This is a genomic window from Zhengella mangrovi (assembly GCF_002727065.1).
Lineage (GTDB): Bacteria > Pseudomonadota > Alphaproteobacteria > Rhizobiales > Rhizobiaceae > Zhengella > Zhengella mangrovi.
On sequence record NZ_PDVP01000003.1, the window covers coordinates 315,060 to 331,304 of the forward strand.

Sequence of the window (16,245 nt, forward strand, 5' to 3'; positions counted from 1 at the left end):
CGGGCGGCATGTCGAAGTCTGGTCAGACCCAGCGGAAAACTGCTGCGGCGAAGACCAGGCAGACGATCAGCGCGCCCCATTGGGGCTGGCTGAGCAGACCGAGCCAAGCCAGGTTGATGAAGGCCGAGCCCAGAAGGGTGATGAAGAGGCGGTCGCCGCGCGTCGTCTCGATCCGCAGCACGCCGGTGCGTGGCGTTTCCGGGTAGCGGATCGCCAGGATCGAGAAGGTGACGAGCAGCGCCGCGATGACGGCGAAGAAGATCGCGGTGGGAACGGTCCAGGCCATCCATGCCATTGTGAGGTCCTCCCTTTCCGCCTACACGCGCCCCAGGGCGAAGCCCTTGGCGATGTAGTTGCGGACGAAATAGATGACGAGCGCGCCGGGAACGATGGTGAGGATGCCGGCCGCCGCCAGCACGCCCCAGTCCATGCCCGAGGCCGACACGGTGCGGGTCATGGTTGCCGCGATCGGCTTGGCGTTGACCGAGGTCAGCGTGCGGCTGAGCAGCAGTTCCACCCACGAGAACATGAAGCAGAAGAAGGCGGTCACGCCGATGCCCGACGCGATCAGCGGCATGAAGATCCGGGTGAAGAAGCGGCCGAACGAGTAACCGTCGATGTAGGCCGTCTCGTCGATCTCCTTCGGCACGCCGCGCATGAAGCCTTCCAGGATCCACACGGCCAGCGGCACGTTGAACAGGCAGTGCGCCAGCGCCACCGCGATATGCGTGTCGAACAGGCCGACCGACGAGTAGAGCTGGAAGAAGGGCAGCGCGAAGACCGCCGGCGGCGCCATGCGGTTGGTCAGCAGCCAGAAGAACAGGTGCTTGTCGCCCATGAAGGAATAGCGCGAGAAGGCATAGGCCGCCGGCAGCGCCACGGTGATGGAGATGACCGTGTTGATGACCACGTAGATCAGCGAGTTCACATAGCCCATGTACCACGACGAATCCGTCAGGATCGTCAGGTAGTTGGCCAGCGTGAATTCCTGCGGCCACAGCGAAAAGGTCGACAGGATCTCCTGGTTGGTCTTCAGGCTCATGTTCAGGAGCCAGTAGATCGGCAGCAGCAGGAAGACGATGTAGGCCGTCATCACCACCGCCGAACCCTTGATGCGCGGCAGGCTGCGCGCCGGCGCGCGCGTCATCACGGCATCGCTCATTGCACGACCCCCCGTTTGTCCAGATTGGTCATCACCGTGTAGAACACCCAGCAGATCAGCAGGATCACCAGGAAGTACATGATCGAGAAGGCGGCCGCGGGTCCCAGGTCGAACTGGCCAAGCGCCATCTTGACGAGGTCGATCGACAGGAAGGTCGTCGCATTGCCGGGTCCGCCGCCGGTCACCACGAACGGTTCGGTGTAGATCATGAAGCTGTCCATGAAGCGCAGCAGGATGGCGATCATCAAGACCCCCTGCATCTTCGGCAGCTCGATGTAGCGGAACACGCTCCAGCGGCTGGCCTGGTCGATCTTGGCGGCCTGGTAATAGGCATCCGGGATCGACTGCAGCCCGGCATAGGCCAGCAGGGCCACCAGCGACGTCCAGTGCCAGACGTCCATCACCACCACCGTTGCCCAGGCGGCGAAGATATCCTGCGTGTAGTTGTAGGGAATGCCCAGTTGCTCCAGCGTGTAGCCGAGCAGGCCGATGTCGACGCGTCCGAAGATCTGCCAGATCGTCCCGACGACGTTCCAGGGGATGAGCAGGGGCAGCGCCATCAGCACCAGGCAGACCGACGCCCAGAAGCCGCGCTTGGGCATGTTCAGCGCCACGAAGATGCCGAGCGGTACCTCGATGGCCAGGATGATCGCCGAGAACATCAGCTGCCGGGTCAGCGCGTTCCACATGCGCTCCGAGTGCAGCATCTCCGAGAACCACTCCAGGCCCGCCCAGAAGAACTGGTTGTTGCCGAACGTGTCCTGGACTGAATAGTTCACCACGGTCATCAGCGGGATGACCGCGGAAAAGGCGACCAGCACCAGCACGGGCAGGACGAGGAACCAGGCTTTCTGGTTGACGGTCTTTTCCATCAGGCAGCCTCCCCCTTCACGCGCCAGTCGTCGGCATAGACATTGACCTTGCCGGGCTGGAAGACGACGCGCGTCATGTCCGCGCCTATCGCTTCATCCTCCCGGGCGATAATATTGATATCGTTGCCGAAAAACTCCGCACGCACGATCTTGTGGCGGCCGACGTCCTCGACCCTGCGGATGCGCACCGGCAGGCCTTCGCTGGCTGACAGGCGGGCGTGTTCCGGCCGCACTCCAATCACCACCTTGCCGTTGAGCGGGCCATAGCCGCGCCCCAGGTCGATGGCCGATCCGTTGACATGGGCCTGTGTTCCCTCGACCTGCGCAGGGATGATGTTCATGCCCGGCGATCCGATGAAATAGCCGACGAACGTGTGTTCGGGTGTCTCGAACAGCTCTTCCGGCGTGCCGATCTGCACCACCCGCCCGTCGTACATGACCACCACCTTGTCGGCGAAGGTCAGCGCCTCGGTCTGGTCGTGCGTCACGTAGATCATCGTGTGGCCGAACTGCCGGTGCAGGCTCTTGAGCTGCGTGCGCAACTCCCACTTCATGTGCGGGTCGATCACGGTCAGCGGCTCGTCGAACAGCAGCGCGTTGACGTCCTCGCGCACCATGCCGCGTCCGAGGCTGATCTTCTGCTTGGCATCGGCGGTCAGGCCCTGCGCCTTGCGGTCGAGCTCGCCCTCCATGCCGATCATCTGCGCGATTTCCTGCACCCGCCGGGCGATCGTCGCCGCGTCCTCGCCCCGGTTCTTCAGCGGGAAGGCCAGGTTCTGGCGCACCGTCATCGTGTCGTAGACGACGGGGAACTGGAACACCTGGGCGATGTTGCGCGCTGCCGTCGGCGCATGGGTGACGTCGTTGCCATCGAACAGGATGCGGCCCTGGCTGGGGGTCAGCAGCCCGGAGATGATGTTGAGCAGCGTGGTCTTGCCGCACCCCGACGATCCGAGCAGCGCGTAGGCCTCGCCATCGGTCCAGACGTGGTTCAGTTCCTTCAGCGCGTAATCGTCCTCGCCTCTCGGGTTCGGCAGGTAGGAATGCGCCAGGTTCTCAAGCGTGATCTGTGCCATCGGTCCCTCCCCTCACGCCGCCATCGCATAGGCCGCGGGCACGACGAGGCTGCCGTCCTCGGCGAAGATGTAGACATGCGACGGGTCGAGCCAGACCTCCAGCGGCGCGCCGAGCGCAAGGTCGTGGACGCCATGGATGAGACCGACCCAGGTCTCGCCGTGATGGTCGAGATGGATGAAGGTCTCCGACCCCGTGATCTCGGTGACATTCAGCGTCGCCACGAATTTCATGGCCTCCGGCGTGTGCTGTTTCACTTCCACGTGGTTTGGCCGGAACCCGGCCAGGTAGCGGCCGTCGGAAAGCTCGTTCAGCGCCCCGGCCGCGGCCACCGACTGGCCGTCGCCGAAGAGCAGACGGTTGCCCGTCTTCGAAATCGGCAGGAAATTCATCGGCGGGTCGGAGAAGACCCGCGCCGTCGTCGCATCCACCGGCTTGCGGTAGACGTCCGGCGTCCGGTCGAACTGGGTCACGCGCCCCTCCCAGAGCGTGGCCGTGTTGCCGCCCAGCAGCAGCGCCTCTTCCGGCTCCGTCGTCGCGTAGACGAAGATGGAGCCTGCCTCTTCGAAGATCTTCGGGATCTCGACGCGCAGCTCCTCGCGCAGCTTGTAGTCGAGATTGGCCAGCGGCTCGTCGAGCAGCACCAGGCCGGCATTCTTCACCAGCGCGCGGGCCAGCGCGCAGCGCTGCTGCTGGCCACCGGAAAGCTCCAGCGGCCTGCGGCCGAGCATCGGCGTCAGCTTCATCAGGTCGGCGGTCTTCTTCACGGCCGCATCGATCTCGGCCGCGCCCTTGCCCATCAGGCGCAGCGGGCTGGCGATATTGTCATAGACGCTCATCGACGGGTAGTTGATGAACTGCTGGTAGACCATGGCCACGGCGCGGTCCTGCACCCGCTGCCCGGTGACGTCCGCGCCGTTCCAGAGGATCCGCCCGGCCGAAGGCTTGTCGAGTCCGGCCATCAGCCGCATCAGCGAGGTCTTGCCCGAGAGCGTCGGCCCGAGCAGGACGTTCATCGTCCCGTTCTGGAGCTCGAGGCTCGTCGGGTGGATGTGCGTCTGCCGCCCCACCACTTTCGAGACCTTGTCGAGTACGAGTGTCATTCCTGCATTCTCCTCCCGGGCCTATTCCGCCGCCGCGCTTTCACCGGCCGCGCGTCGGTCCCGCATCCAGTCATCCAGTGCCTGCATTTCGCTGGCCGTCATCCGCAGGCCGAGCTTGCTTCTCCGCCAGGCGATATCCTCGGCGCTGCGGGCAAATTCGCGGTCCATCAGCCAGGCCACCTCGCGTTCGCTCATCCCGGCGCCGAAAGCGCGGCCAAGGTCGCTTGCCGCCGACGCGTCGCCCAGGACAGCGAAGGCCTCCGTACCGTAGGCGCGCACGAACCGCCGCACCTGGCGGCCATCGAGAAACGGGTAGGCACCGGCGAGCTTGTCTTCCAGCGCCTTGACGCCATCGACGGGAAAATCTCCGCCCGGCAGCGCCACGCCGGCGGTCCAGGCCGGCGGCAGCCCCGGAAAATAGGGCGCGATCTTTTCCATCGCGCTCTCGGCCAGCCGCCGGTAGGTCGTGATCTTGCCACCGAAGATGTTGAGCACCGGCGCTCCGCCGGCATCATCGACCTTCAGCGTGTAGTCGCGCGTCGCCGCGGTCGCGGAAGACGCACCGTCGTCGTAGAGCGGGCGGACGCCGGAATAGGTCCAGACGATGTCATCCGCCGTCACAGGCGTCTTGAAATACTCCGAAGCGAAGGCGCACAGGTAGTCGCGCTCCTCAGGCGTGCATTCCGGCTTCACGGCGGGATCGGAATGCTCCTTGTCGGTCGTGCCGATCAGCGTGAAGTCGCCCTCGTAGGGAATCGCGAAGATGATCCGCCCGTCGCGGCCCTGGAAGAAGTAGCACTTGTCGTGATCATAGAGCTTGCGGGTCACGATGTGGCTGCCGCGCACGAGCCGCACGCCTTCAGTCGAATTCAGCCGCACCTTGCTGGCGATGATGTCGCCGACCCATGGCCCGCCGGCATTGACCAGCATCCGCGCGCGGACGGTCCGCCGCTTGCCGCTTGCCACGTCCTCGAGGCTGACCGTCCAGCCGTCCGGATCGCGCTCCGCCGACACCACCTTTGTGCGCACGAAAACCTGGGCGCCCCGCGCCTGCGCGTCCCGGGCGTTGAGAACCACGAGGCGCGAATCCTCAACCCAGCAGTCCGAATATTCGAAGGCTTTCCGGAAGTCCGCCTTCAGCGGCGCGCCTTCCGGCGTGCCGGGAAGGTCCAGCGTCGCGGTGCCGGGCAGGATTTTCCGCCCGCCGAGATGGTCGTAGAGAAACAGGCCGAGCCGGATCATCCAGGCCGGGCGGCGCCCCTTCATCCAGGGCATCAGCGTGTTGAGCACGCGTGAGGCCGGCGTCTCCGTATCGAAGCGCATGCCCGCATGGTAGGGCAGCACGAAGCGCATCGGCCAGGAAATGTGCGGCATGGCCCGAAGCAGCACCTCGCGCTCGATCAGCGCCTCGCGCACCAGCCGGACCTCGAAATACTCCAGGTAGCGCAGCCCGCCGTGAAACAGTTTTGTGGAAGCCGAGGACGTCGCCGACGCCAGGTCGTTCATCTCTGCCAGGCCGACCGACAGGCCCCGCCCGGCCGCATCCCGCGCGATGCCGCAACCATTGATTCCGCCACCGATGATGAACAGATCGAAAGTCGGATGACCTTCCGGCATGTCGGACACCGTTTCCTCCCGTGATATCCACACAAGCGGAAACTAACATAAACAAACAAAAATGAAAACAAGATGCTTTCTAAATTATTCGGATCGGGGAAAACCGCAATTTCTTGGGCAAAATGAGGCAGTTAGATCGAAAAACAGAGCTTTTTCGCACCTGCGAAGGCCGAAATTGAATCGGTTCAATGGGCCGTTAACGCCGCTTGGTGGTTTCATTTGACAAATTCCGCGCATTATCGAACATTTGCGATCACATTGGACGGATTGACCTCGCCTCGTGGGGCAGGAAGGAGGAGGCATGTCCCAGAGTTTTCGCCAGACCGAGATCCTCGACATCGCGCGCCGCGATGGCCGGGTGACCGTCGAGGGACTGGCCGATCATTTCCACGTCACGCAGCAGACGATCCGCCGCGACCTGTCGGAACTGGCCGACGCCGGGCGGCTGGAACGGGTCCACGGCGGCGCCATGCTGCCCTCGGGCACGACCAACATCGGCTACGAGGACAGGCGCAGTCTCAACGAGGACGAAAAGGCGGCCATCGCCAAGGCCTGCGCGTCGCGCATCCCGGAGGACATCTCCGTCTTCCTGAACATCGGCACCAGCACGGAGGCCGTCGCCCGCCAGCTCGTCCACCACCGCAACCTGCTGGTGGTCACCAACAACATCAACGTGGCCAACATCCTCGCGGTGAACCCCGACTGCCAGGTCGTCGTCACCGGCGGCACGCTGCGCCGTTCCGACGGCGGACTGGTCGGCGACCTCGCCACGCAGACGATCATGCAGTTCAAGTTCGACCTGGCGGTCGTCGGCTGCTCGGCCATCGATCAGGACGGCGACATGCTCGACTTCGACATCCAGGAGGTCAACGTGTCGAAGTCGATCATCCGCCAGGCGCGCAAGACCTTCCTGGTGGCCGATCATTCGAAGTTCCAGCGCACTGCCCCGGCCCGCATCGCCTCGCTCGCCGCCATCGACGTCTTCTTCACCGACAAGCCGCTCGGGCCTGCCCTGTCGCGTCAGTGCGCGGACTGGACGACGGAAGTGGTCGTGGCCGCGCCGGGCTGACCTCCCCCCGCCATCGCGTCGAGGCCCGGCGCCTCACTGCGTCTTGAACGCGCGCTCGATGGCTCCCTTCGTTCCCGGCCCGAAATCCCCGTCGATCGCGCCCTGGTAGAACCCGTCCCGTCGCAGGCTCCGTTGCAGCGCCATGCGGAATTCGCGCGGCCACGACTGCCCCTTGTCGATCATGACGCGGCGCGCGTGGTCGAAGCCGTGCTCGATGGCCACGAGCATGAAATCCGCCGCCAGGTCCGGATCGCGCCGCCCGGCATAGGCCTTTTCGACCAGCACCATCGCCAGGCCATAGCCCGCTTCGGTCAGGTTCAGTTGATACGCCCGCTCGTAGAGCGAATAGGCGCGGCTGAGATCCTTCGGCACGATGGTTCCGGTGAAGTACTGGTTGCCGAGGTTGAACATCGCGTAAGGCTCGCCAGCCTCGGCGGCCTTCTCGTACCAGTCGGTTGCGGCAACGGGGTCCGCACGGACGCCGCGCCCGGTCTCCAGCAATCGCCCCAGCCGGAACATGCACTTGGGATGGCCCATCGGCGCGCATTGCAGGGCAATCTCGTAGGAACGCGCATAGTCGACCGGCCGGCCGCGGCCGAAGAAATGGCTCTCCATCTCTTCCACCAGCCGGTTGAGTTCGGCGTCCTTGTCCGGTTTGGCCGGCTCCTGTTCGGCAACCGGCGGCGGCTCGTCCGCCGGTGGCTGCTCCTCTGACGCCGGGGCCTGGTCCGCCGCCAGTGCGTCCAGCCGGTTGCGGGCCAGCACGGCAAACGTGCCATCCGGCCAGCGGGCGAGATAGGCCTCGAAATCGGCCGCGTTCCGGGACGCCGCGATCGTTTGCCAGAACACGATCTCCGCCTGGGATCCGTACGGCTTCGGCGCCGCATCCGCCGGTTGTCCGGCTTCCCCGCTTTCGGCGGGTTGCGATTTCACGTCAGCAGGTGGCTCTACCGGCTTGGGCGGCTGGCCGGCAGTCGCCCCGGATACCGTCTCTTCCGCCTTGTTCAGGGCATCGAGCGCATCCTGCAACGGGTCCCCGGCATGCGCGAGCCGGGGCATTGCCGCCAGCAGGAAGACAAGCGCGAATACGGTTTTCTGGCTCGGCATGGTTTCATCCCCCGCCTGGCTTGGCCCTGGTTTCATCATGGCGGCGGTCACCGCTCACCGGATAGGCGCCGTTCGGGTTCGACTTCGGCCAGCCCTTGCCACCAAGGTGCATCCCGTCGGCGGACAGTTCCAGTTCGTCCACGTAGCCGTGGTTCCACTCCATGCGCACCGTCGATCCCTTGCAGGACCAGGTCCCGCCGATATTGCCCTGCTGGTGGGTATGGTCGGGCCTGATCGTCACGACGCCGTTGATGAACCAGTTCCACTCGCCCGGCAGTCCCTCGCAACCGGCCACGGCATCGCTGGCGGCCTCGCCCGTCGCTGTGCCCGCCGCCTGCCATTCGTAGGTGAAATGGTAGCCGGAGGTCCCGGCGCGTGCGGAACACATGACGTCGAAGACAAGCCGGTCTCCCGGTCGCCCTTCAGGCGGGCTCCAGTCATTGGTCTGGCAATGGTTCTTGGCGTCGTATGTCTGCGCGCCAATGGAAGCGATGCAGTTCCCGATCGAGTAGCCGCCGGTCCACTTGCCGTCCTTGTTCACGACATTGAACCCGTGTCCGAGCTGGACATTCTCGTAGTCCAGGTGCTTGTACAGGTCGCGGGCGACGCCACGCGCCACCACGTCGGCGGAAAAGCGATAGGCCTGCCCCGGGACCAGGCGCGAGCCCGGCGAGGTCCAGCGGCATTCTCCGACGTAATCGTTGTTCTTGTCCCCCCAGATGTCCCGGGTGGCCAGCATGGCCCGGTTGGCGGCCAGCGGCATCTCGATGTTGATGTTCGTCTTGCTGGTCGTCGGCTGCTTGAATGCCTTTGCCTCGACGAGACGCCACGAATCCTGCGTCACCGGAGTAGCCGGCTGATCGGGTACTTTCGGCTGATCGGACGTTGCCGACTGTTCCGGCACATGATCCGCTTCCGTCTTCTGCCTCTCTTTCGCAGTGGCAAGCAGTGATCGTGCCCGGTCGATGACCGAGCCGGCGTGCGGCGGGCAATCCGCTTCGATGCCCTGCAGTGCCGTCTCGAGCGCCGACCGGCATTCGCTCCAGTTCTGTCGCTGGCATTGCTGCGCGCCGGTGGCGATCAGTGTCAGGCGCCGGTCGCAGGCCGCCTTCGTTTCGATCGGGACGCTGCCCGGGAACTCGACGATATAGGCGCGGACCGACGTCGACTCGCAGCCGACATCGTTCCAGGTCACGTTGCGGTTGTCGCGACCGCGCCCGAAGAACTGGGCGCAATTCTCCGCGCCCCCGTAGTTGTTGGGTTCTCCGGGTGTCCAGTTCGTGTAATCGAAAGGTTCACCGGTAACCCAGCGCCAGCCTCCGCCCGGCTCACTGGAACCTTCCGGCTGATATCCGCCGAGCCACGGTCCCTGGGTATTGCCCGCCCCATCGATGAACCAGAGTTCGGTTTTATCTCTGACCAGACCGAGAAAATGTTCGTTTTCTTCAGCCGAGTTGATCACCAGCAGGTGGCCACCGGCTGCCCGGGCAGCGCTTTCGGCCTGGGCCCAGGTCAGGCCGCCCCCGGTGTACACGATCTCGTAGTTGCCAATCGTTTCCCGACCGATGACGTCGGGTATGTCATCGGGTTGCCTGTTTTCATCGGGAACCGGGTCGAGTTGAGCGAGATCATCCTTGGCCCGGCCGATGGCGATCATGGCTTGCTGGTCGCAATCCTCTTCGGCGCCGTCGGCGGCCTTTTCGATCGATGCCCGGCAACTTGCCAGTTCGCCACGGCGACAGTCATCCATGCCGCTTTCAACGAGGTCGAGACGCGCCTTGCAACGCTTCTGCCTGTCCTGGGCGGCCGCAAGCAGTGATCTTGCGCGGTCGATGACAGACCCGGCATCCGGCGGGCATGCCGTTTCGATGCCTTGCAGCGCCGTCTCCAGCACCGACTGGCACTCGCTCCAGTTCTTTTGCTGGCACTGCTGCGTGCCCGTGACGATGAGCGCCAGGCGACGGTCGCAGGCCGCCTTGCGCGACACTTCCCCGGCCGCCTTCTGCTTGAGCGCCATGGCCTTGTCGAAGACCGGGTTGTAGCGGTCGTCCGGGCACACCGTCCGGAAATCGGCAAGCCCCCGGTCGAGCGTCTCGACCGCCGATGCCCAGTCCCTTGCACTGACCTGCCGCGCACCCAGCGCGATAACCGCCAGCCGCTGTTCGCAGGCCGCATTCCGCGCGGCAAGCGTCGCGGCCTCGCTTTCGACCTGCTGTTTCAGGGCATTTGTCCCGGGATCATTCGGGTTGATGGCGAGCGCCTGCTCGACGGCTTTTCTTGCCCCGTCGATGTCGCCGTTTGCCAGCGATTGCCTGGACTTTTCGTTGAGCGCCCGGATGGCATCCTGCCGCGTCTCGGCCTCCGCGATCCGCTCCGCCAGGTCCCCGAGCACCTTCGCCTTCCGGTTCACGGTCTCGCCGGCAGCAAGCCATGTTCTTGCCGACGCGATATCCTGGCTGGAAAGCGCCCGGTCTGCAGCGGCCACCGCCTCGGAGATGGTGCGCGCGCCCTCGCAATAGGACGAGACGAGCGACGCGGCTTCCCGGGATGTCCCGTCCGTGGCGGCCGCTTTCCGGGCGGTGTCGCAGGCGCGGTCCACCTCGCCGGCCGCCCATTGCTGGTGCGCCTGGCTGAGCAGCGATCTGAGTGCGTCCGCCCTGGTCTTGTCGGCCTCGGAATCATCCGGCGGGGCCGTCACCGGTACCACAACGGCTCCAGTGCCGAGCACCACGTTGTCGGCGTTGCGGATCTCCACCCTCGCCTCGATCGACCCGGCAGACGACCTTTGGACGCGGGTCTCGCGGGTCGCCCCGTTGCCCGAAAGGGTCGACCCCTCGTCGACCGACCAGACATAGCGAAGAACCGTATCCTTCGGGACGGGCGTGATGTCGGCACGCAGGCGCACGTCTTCGAAGGTGGAGATGCCCTGTTCCAGGGACACGGTGCCTTCGCCGGGTTTCCAGACCTTCGGCCGCGTCGTGTCCCCGCCCCAGGCAGGGCCAAGGTTGACCACCGAAACACTGTAAGGTTGCGCCGTGACCGTCACCGATGCCGACGCGAGTTCGTTTCCGTCCGCCCTGCCTTTCAGGTGCGCCGTCACCACCACCGGCGCGGTGCTCCGGGCCTTGAAGCTGAAGATCCGCTGGTTTGCGGTGGCGCCGGCGGCATAGGCATCCCCGGAAAATTCCCACCAGTAGGAAGCGTCCTTGTCGCCCAGCGCCGGCCGTTCCTGCGCCGTGATGCGAACCGCCTCGCCGATGTAGGGCGCCTGCGGCTGCACTCTCAGAGCGACCGACGGCTCGACGACATCGATCGCAAGCTGGTTGGACTCCGCGACCGTCGACAGGGCGCCGTCGCGCTTCGCCAACGCAACCACCCACACGAGGTGACGCCCGGTTTTCTTGAACTGGACCCTGTTGCCGGTAACGCCCGGTCGCTCGGCGTTGGCGAACTCGACCTCGGTCGACGGTTCCCACCGCAGCGTATAGTCCCCGGGCGCAACCGTCTTCCCGGCCTTTTCCAGAGCGACCGACAGGTCGACCCAGTCGCCTACGGCAACCGGACCCCGTGCGCCGGCCGTCGTCGAGAGCACGAGCGTGAGTTCGCTCACCTTGAAGACCTTCCGGGCCACGGCTGTCCGGCCGTCGGCATCGGACACATGGAACTCGACGGGAACATCGCCCGGGGTGTCCGGGGCTGTCAGGTCTGCTGTCTTGCTGCCGCCGGAGACCGGGCCTTTCCATTGCATCGTGCAGGGATCGGTACCGCCGATGACTTTCGCCGAGATCCGGATGCTCTGCCCGGGTTCGAGGTCCAGGGTCGGCGCTTCGATCGAGGCGGAGAAGGCCTCGTCCTGCGGTGGCGGCGGAAGCTCGCCCTCGATCTTGCGGCTTTCGATCACCTCGACGCCGGTGACGCGGTCGTCGAGCATTTCGCAGCAGGTCCACTTGCCTTCGTACCAGTGCTGGTCGTCACCATCGAGGCATGGGATTTCCGACCCCCTGGGCTTCCCGGCCAGGCATTGCTGCCTCGGGCTGAGCGCCTTGGTCACGGGCGGGAAGTCGGTTTTCGGCTGGGTAACCTTTGGCGCCTTCGGCGCGGAAGCGGACCCGTCGCCGCAAGTGCCGGTGAAGACAGGCGTTTCAACCGGCGTCTCGGACTCGTCGCGTTTTGGCTCTTCCTCGTCGGTGACACCCCCGTCCTCGGGGCCGGTGACAACCTCCTGCGTCTTGCCATCGCCGCCATCGTCCTGCTCGCCCTGGTCGGTGATTTCCTTGCCGTCCGTCTTCTTGCTCTTTTCGCCGGTTTCCACCTTGCCCTTGTCCTTTCCGTCGGGCGGCGTTTCGGCCTCCTCCGTCCCGTCGTCCTGCTTCCCCTCGTCCGCCTTGATCGTCGGATCGGGTTTCAACTCGAAATGTTCCTGCGGCTTCGGCGTCAGGCCGCGTCCCAGAAGCACAGACTTCTTTGCATCGAGATAACCCGGCGAGGACACCGTGAGACTGTAGCGTCCCATCGAAACACCGGCCCGCACGGAATTGCCGAGCGCGAACGCGCTGACGGGGTCGCCCAGTCCGTCGGTGGGTTGCAGCGAGATCGTCAGCGCGTGGAGCCGCTTCTTCGCGTCCTCGGCATCGACGGCCGTCACCGTCAGTTCGACCGGCCCCTTCTGCTCCAGCCAGCGCCGGTATTCCTCGTAAACCTTGTCGCGCTCGTCGCGGTGCCAGGCACCACGCGCGGTCCAGCGCGGATCGCGCAGCCGCGCGTTCTGGTAGGGTCCGATCCAGACCTCATGGGCAAATGCCCGGCTGACGTAGTCGTCATCCTTCTCGTCGAGATTGGCGTTGGGCAGGAAACTGCGCTTGATTTCGACCAGGGCCGCCCGGGTGCGCTCCCGCGACCGGTCGATGGCATCGAACCACATCCTTGCCCGCGCCAGGTCGGGTTCGCCATTTCCCGAAAGAAAAAGTGTCGAGGTCAGGTAGGGTCCCTCGATATCGCTCGCCGCCCCCGCCGGCAGCTTTCTCTCCTCGCCCTCGGCGGGGGCCGCCGTTGCACGCCGTGCCAGGACGAGCACCTTCTTGTAGGCCTCCAGGAATTTCCTGCCGATCTGCACGGCCTTCGACATCTCGCTTTGCACGGGCGCCTGCAGGAGCGTGGACCGCTTGGTGTCCCAAAGCCAGGTGTAGAAGGTCTTCGCATGGCTGGATTGCGCTTCGTTCTGAAGGCCGTCGCGGACCGCCTGTTCGATCTTGAGTTCGATCGCGATCCGGCGCAATTCCTCGAACAGGGCGATCTCGGTGCCGTCCAGGAGGATCTGGTCGGCCAGCCGCCGGTCTTCCAGGCGCTTGATGAGATTGACGAGATAGCCGAGCTTGACCTCCTCCCAGCGGGCAAACCGCTGTTCCGCGATCCGTTCCAGCAGTTTCGGCCCCGTCGCCTCGTGACCGGCCATGTCTTCCAGCATCATCAGCACCGGGTCGGTCGATTCGAGATTGGCTTTCAGCACCTTGTCCGCTTCGAGCCACGCCGAGAAACCGTGCAGGCTGTCCTGGTAGTCCCGGGGATCGATACGGTGCCTGGCCACTTTTTCCCGGAGGGCCGCAACCTCTTCCTCGCGTTTTTCCGCGAACTCCCGCAGGTCCAGTTCCTTGCCTTCGTACGTCGTCGAGATGAGGCGGAACCGGACGATCCGGCGCTCGTCGCCAGTGGCGTCGAACTCCGGCTTGAAGACGGCGTTCTCGTACAGGCTGTCGGTGAACAGTTCGAGTTGCTCGCTCCAGTAGGTCGATTGCACCCGGTCATAGGTGGCCGCGGCCATGCCGTAGGCGGCTTCGGGCAGCCCGAGCGGCGGCACGATGGTCGTGATGACATCCCATCCCGCGCGCAGCGTATTGCCCATCACGTAGCTTTCGACGGCCGAACCGAGCGGCACGCGGCGGCGGACCCACTCCGTCGCAAATCCCTTCCATCCCTCGGCGTCCCAGGCATCCCGGTAGGCCAGCATCTCGTCGATCAGGCCGTAGACCATCATCAGCTTCATGCCTTGCCGCCGGGCCGCGGTCGCCTGCAGCTGTTCGTTCAGGCGGACGTTGGTTTCCCTGATCTTGGCTGTGACCCTGCCCTTGAGCGCGGTCAGCATGCCCAGGGCCTCCGTATGCGTTTTCGGATCCATCTCGGCCAGGTGGATCTTTTTCATTTCCGCTTCGAACGCGGCGAAATCGCCCTCGCCCCGCAACGACCCCAGCAGCCGGTCGTCCACGAAGTCCAGCAGCTCGTTCGCCTTTTCCACGCCCTCCATCGCGCCCCGCGCCGCGGCGTTGATCGTTCGCTCCATGATGTAGCTCTTGAGCATTTCATGCACGAGACCCTTCGGCTTGCCCTCCTGGCCCTTCATCAGTTCCTCGACGAACCGCTTGTCCTTGAGCTCCTCGACGCTGAGGATCCGCGTGCCGAAACGCCTGGCCAGCAACTCGATCATCGACCGGACCTTGGCGTTGTTGTCGTAGATCTCGATCGGCACCGTCTCGCCCTTCATCGCGAGGATCTCGGCTTCCACCATGTCGACGAGGCCGACCATGTCCTGGCGCAGCTTGGCGATCTCTTCCTTGACCGCGTCCTCCTCGCCGCCCTTCGCATCCCGCTCGAGCAGGTCGCGGAGGCGCTGGTCCATCATTTTCGTCTGCGTGTCGGACCCCTGGACGACCGTGGCCCACAACGCTTTTGTTGCCTTGGCATGAAAAGCCTCGATCGCCTTCGCGTCGATCGTCAGCACCAGCTTTTTCGACTTCGCATCCCAGACCGTTCGCGGCGGGCTGCCGAAAAAGTCGGAGATGGCACGAACCGTGCTGTCCCGCGTCGCCCCGGACTGCGGCTTTGCATTGGCGAGCCTGGTGATCTCGCTGGCGAACTCCGCCAGTTTCGGATCCCCGGTCGTCCCGCCCGCCGCCTCGAGCGCCTTGTAGCTCCGGTCGAGGTACTTGGCGGCCTTCACGACGGCATTGGTCGCGTCGAAAAGCTTCGGCTTGACGATGTCGTGCTGGAAATGCCGGGCCATCTCCATCGACAGTCCCGGCTCGTTGTTGATCTTGGGCGTCGGTAACTCGATACCCGCCGCCTTCGCGAATTCGCGTTCCGGCGTCAGGATGCCGGCGATTTCCATCACGGCATTGTCGCCTTCGACCTTCCGGCGCGCACCGGTCGCAAGATCGACCACCTCGTTGATCTTCATCTGGTCTTCCGCGAACTTCATGCCGTGTTCGCCGATGTAGACTTCCAGGCCCGCAGCGCCGTGCGCCGTGGCAACGGAATCCAGCGCCGTCGGCGTCAGCCCGGTCCTTTCGAAGATGATTTCCCCGAAAGCCGCCTTCATGTCCTTGGCAAGATCGATATCGTTGCACACGAAGCTGAAATCGATATCGCCGGTGAATGTCAGTGAAACATCCGACTGGCTCGCCCACTTGCCGATGTGGGAAATGATCAGCTTGAAGTCGTTGGCCGGCATCCGGCCGGCCTTCCGGAACCGGTTGATCACGTCCGTGATGGCAGCCTTGGTCTCGGTCCTGCGCCAGAGCAGCAACTGTCTCTCCACCGGGGTGCCGCCGGCATCGTACGTTGGACCCAGGATCTGGTCCTTGAACCAGCTTTCCGGATGATCGACCAGTTTCGACCGGACCTTCATCACGTCGAACATGGTCTTCACATCGCCCACGGTCGCTTTCATGCCATCTGACGCCAGTCCCCTGAAGAACTGCTCCGGTGACCGCTGTCCGGTCCGCACCTCGTGGAGCATGCGAGCGATGCGGACCTCTGCGTCCGTCATTCTCAGAACGCGTGCCATGCCCTCGATATCGATCCTGGCACCGGACCGGTCATCCGGTTGGTCTTCTGGCTCGGGAAGCAGGGCCTGGGCCACGTCGACGCCGTATTCCATCGGCCTGGCGGATGCAGGACCGGATGAACCGGCATCACCGCCCGCGACGCTGGCCACGGGCGTGGAAAGGGAGAAAAGGCAAAGACACGCCAGCAGACGGACGATCCGAAAGCAGGAAAACGTCAGGCTTTCCATGTGTCACCGAAAAACTGAACCTCGCACGGAAACAATGGTGCGCAGGGCAGTCCCGGGTCATTGACCATCGTCAATCGCCGCGCCCGCCATGTTGGCGTGCCGGCAACAGGGGTGAAGCGGCCGGAGCAATTCCAGCGAAAATGGTCACCGGCCTTGCGTCAGGAATTGCGTCAAAA

At 64.7% G+C, this 16,245-nt stretch carries 9 protein-coding genes; 1 reads left to right on the forward strand and 8 read right to left on the reverse strand.

All coding sequences use genetic code 11. From position 1 onward, the window contains the following. Window positions 1-22 precede the first annotated feature (22 nt). The 6 genes from CSC94_RS08310 to glpD are packed head-to-tail and all read right to left on the reverse strand — an operon-like array spanning window position 23 to window position 5,828. Window positions 23-295, reverse strand: a complete 273-nt coding sequence (locus CSC94_RS08310) for a DUF2160 domain-containing protein (RefSeq protein WP_099305790.1) — start codon at window positions 293-295, stop codon at window positions 23-25. Window positions 296-316: 21 nt separating this feature from the next. Then, window positions 317-1,147: a carbohydrate ABC transporter permease gene (locus CSC94_RS08315; protein ID WP_205853263.1), complete on the reverse strand. Its 831-nt coding sequence runs from the start codon at window positions 1,145-1,147 to the stop codon at window positions 317-319. Window positions 1,148-1,158: 11 nt separating this feature from the next. After that, window positions 1,159-2,034 carry a carbohydrate ABC transporter permease gene (locus tag CSC94_RS08320; protein WP_099305794.1) on the reverse strand — a complete coding sequence of 292 codons (876 nt, stop codon included), beginning with the start codon at window positions 2,032-2,034 and terminating at the stop codon, window positions 1,159-1,161. After that, window positions 2,034-3,110: an ABC transporter ATP-binding protein gene (locus CSC94_RS08325; protein WP_099305796.1), complete on the reverse strand. Its 1,077-nt coding sequence runs from the start codon at window positions 3,108-3,110 to the stop codon at window positions 2,034-2,036. The genes CSC94_RS08320 and CSC94_RS08325 overlap by 1 nt, the downstream gene beginning before the upstream one ends. 12 nt (window positions 3,111-3,122) lie before the next feature. Then, a complete protein-coding gene (locus CSC94_RS08330; protein WP_099305798.1) occupies window positions 3,123-4,211 on the reverse strand; it encodes an ABC transporter ATP-binding protein in 1,089 nt (362 codons plus the stop codon). A 21-nt stretch (window positions 4,212-4,232) separates the two neighbouring features. After that, a complete protein-coding gene (glpD, locus tag CSC94_RS08335; protein ID WP_099305800.1) occupies window positions 4,233-5,828 on the reverse strand; it encodes a glycerol-3-phosphate dehydrogenase in 1,596 nt (531 codons plus the stop codon). Between the two features lie 301 nt (window positions 5,829-6,129). Here glpD and CSC94_RS08340 point away from each other — a divergent pair, with 301 nt between their 5' ends. Then, window positions 6,130-6,897, forward strand: coding sequence for a DeoR/GlpR family DNA-binding transcription regulator (locus tag CSC94_RS08340; RefSeq protein ID WP_099305802.1), 768 nt, complete (start codon window positions 6,130-6,132; stop codon window positions 6,895-6,897). Between the two features lie 33 nt (window positions 6,898-6,930). Here CSC94_RS08340 and CSC94_RS08345 read toward each other — a convergent pair whose 3' ends face one another. After that, window positions 6,931-8,004, reverse strand: a complete 1,074-nt coding sequence (locus CSC94_RS08345; RefSeq protein ID WP_099305803.1) for a peptidoglycan-binding protein — start codon at window positions 8,002-8,004, stop codon at window positions 6,931-6,933. A gap of 4 nt (window positions 8,005-8,008) precedes the next feature. Next, window positions 8,009-16,069, reverse strand: coding sequence for a lectin-like protein (locus CSC94_RS08350; protein ID WP_099305804.1), 8,061 nt, complete (start codon window positions 16,067-16,069; stop codon window positions 8,009-8,011). Window positions 16,070-16,245 lie beyond the last annotated feature (176 nt).

What these genes read in the sequence shown, in the direction of transcription:
- glpD (WP_099305800.1), bottom strand. Translation starts at nt 5,828, where the DNA reads ATGCCGGAAGGTCATCCGACTTTCGATCTGTTCATCATCGGTGGCGGA.
- CSC94_RS08315 (WP_205853263.1), bottom strand. Translation starts at nt 1,147, where the DNA reads ATGACGCGCGCGCCGGCGCGCAGCCTGCCGCGCATCAAGGGTTCGGCG.
- CSC94_RS08330 (WP_099305798.1), bottom strand. Translation starts at nt 4,211, where the DNA reads ATGACACTCGTACTCGACAAGGTCTCGAAAGTGGTGGGGCGGCAGACG.
- CSC94_RS08350 (WP_099305804.1), bottom strand. Translation starts at nt 16,069, where the DNA reads ATGGAAAGCCTGACGTTTTCCTGCTTTCGGATCGTCCGTCTGCTGGCG.
- CSC94_RS08325 (WP_099305796.1), bottom strand. Translation starts at nt 3,110, where the DNA reads ATGGCACAGATCACGCTTGAGAACCTGGCGCATTCCTACCTGCCGAAC.
- CSC94_RS08320 (WP_099305794.1), bottom strand. Translation starts at nt 2,034, where the DNA reads ATGGAAAAGACCGTCAACCAGAAAGCCTGGTTCCTCGTCCTGCCCGTG.
- CSC94_RS08345 (WP_099305803.1), bottom strand. Translation starts at nt 8,004, where the DNA reads ATGCCGAGCCAGAAAACCGTATTCGCGCTTGTCTTCCTGCTGGCGGCA.
- CSC94_RS08310 (WP_099305790.1), bottom strand. Translation starts at nt 295, where the DNA reads ATGGCATGGATGGCCTGGACCGTTCCCACCGCGATCTTCTTCGCCGTC.
- CSC94_RS08340 (WP_099305802.1), top strand. Translation starts at nt 6,130, where the DNA reads ATGTCCCAGAGTTTTCGCCAGACCGAGATCCTCGACATCGCGCGCCGC.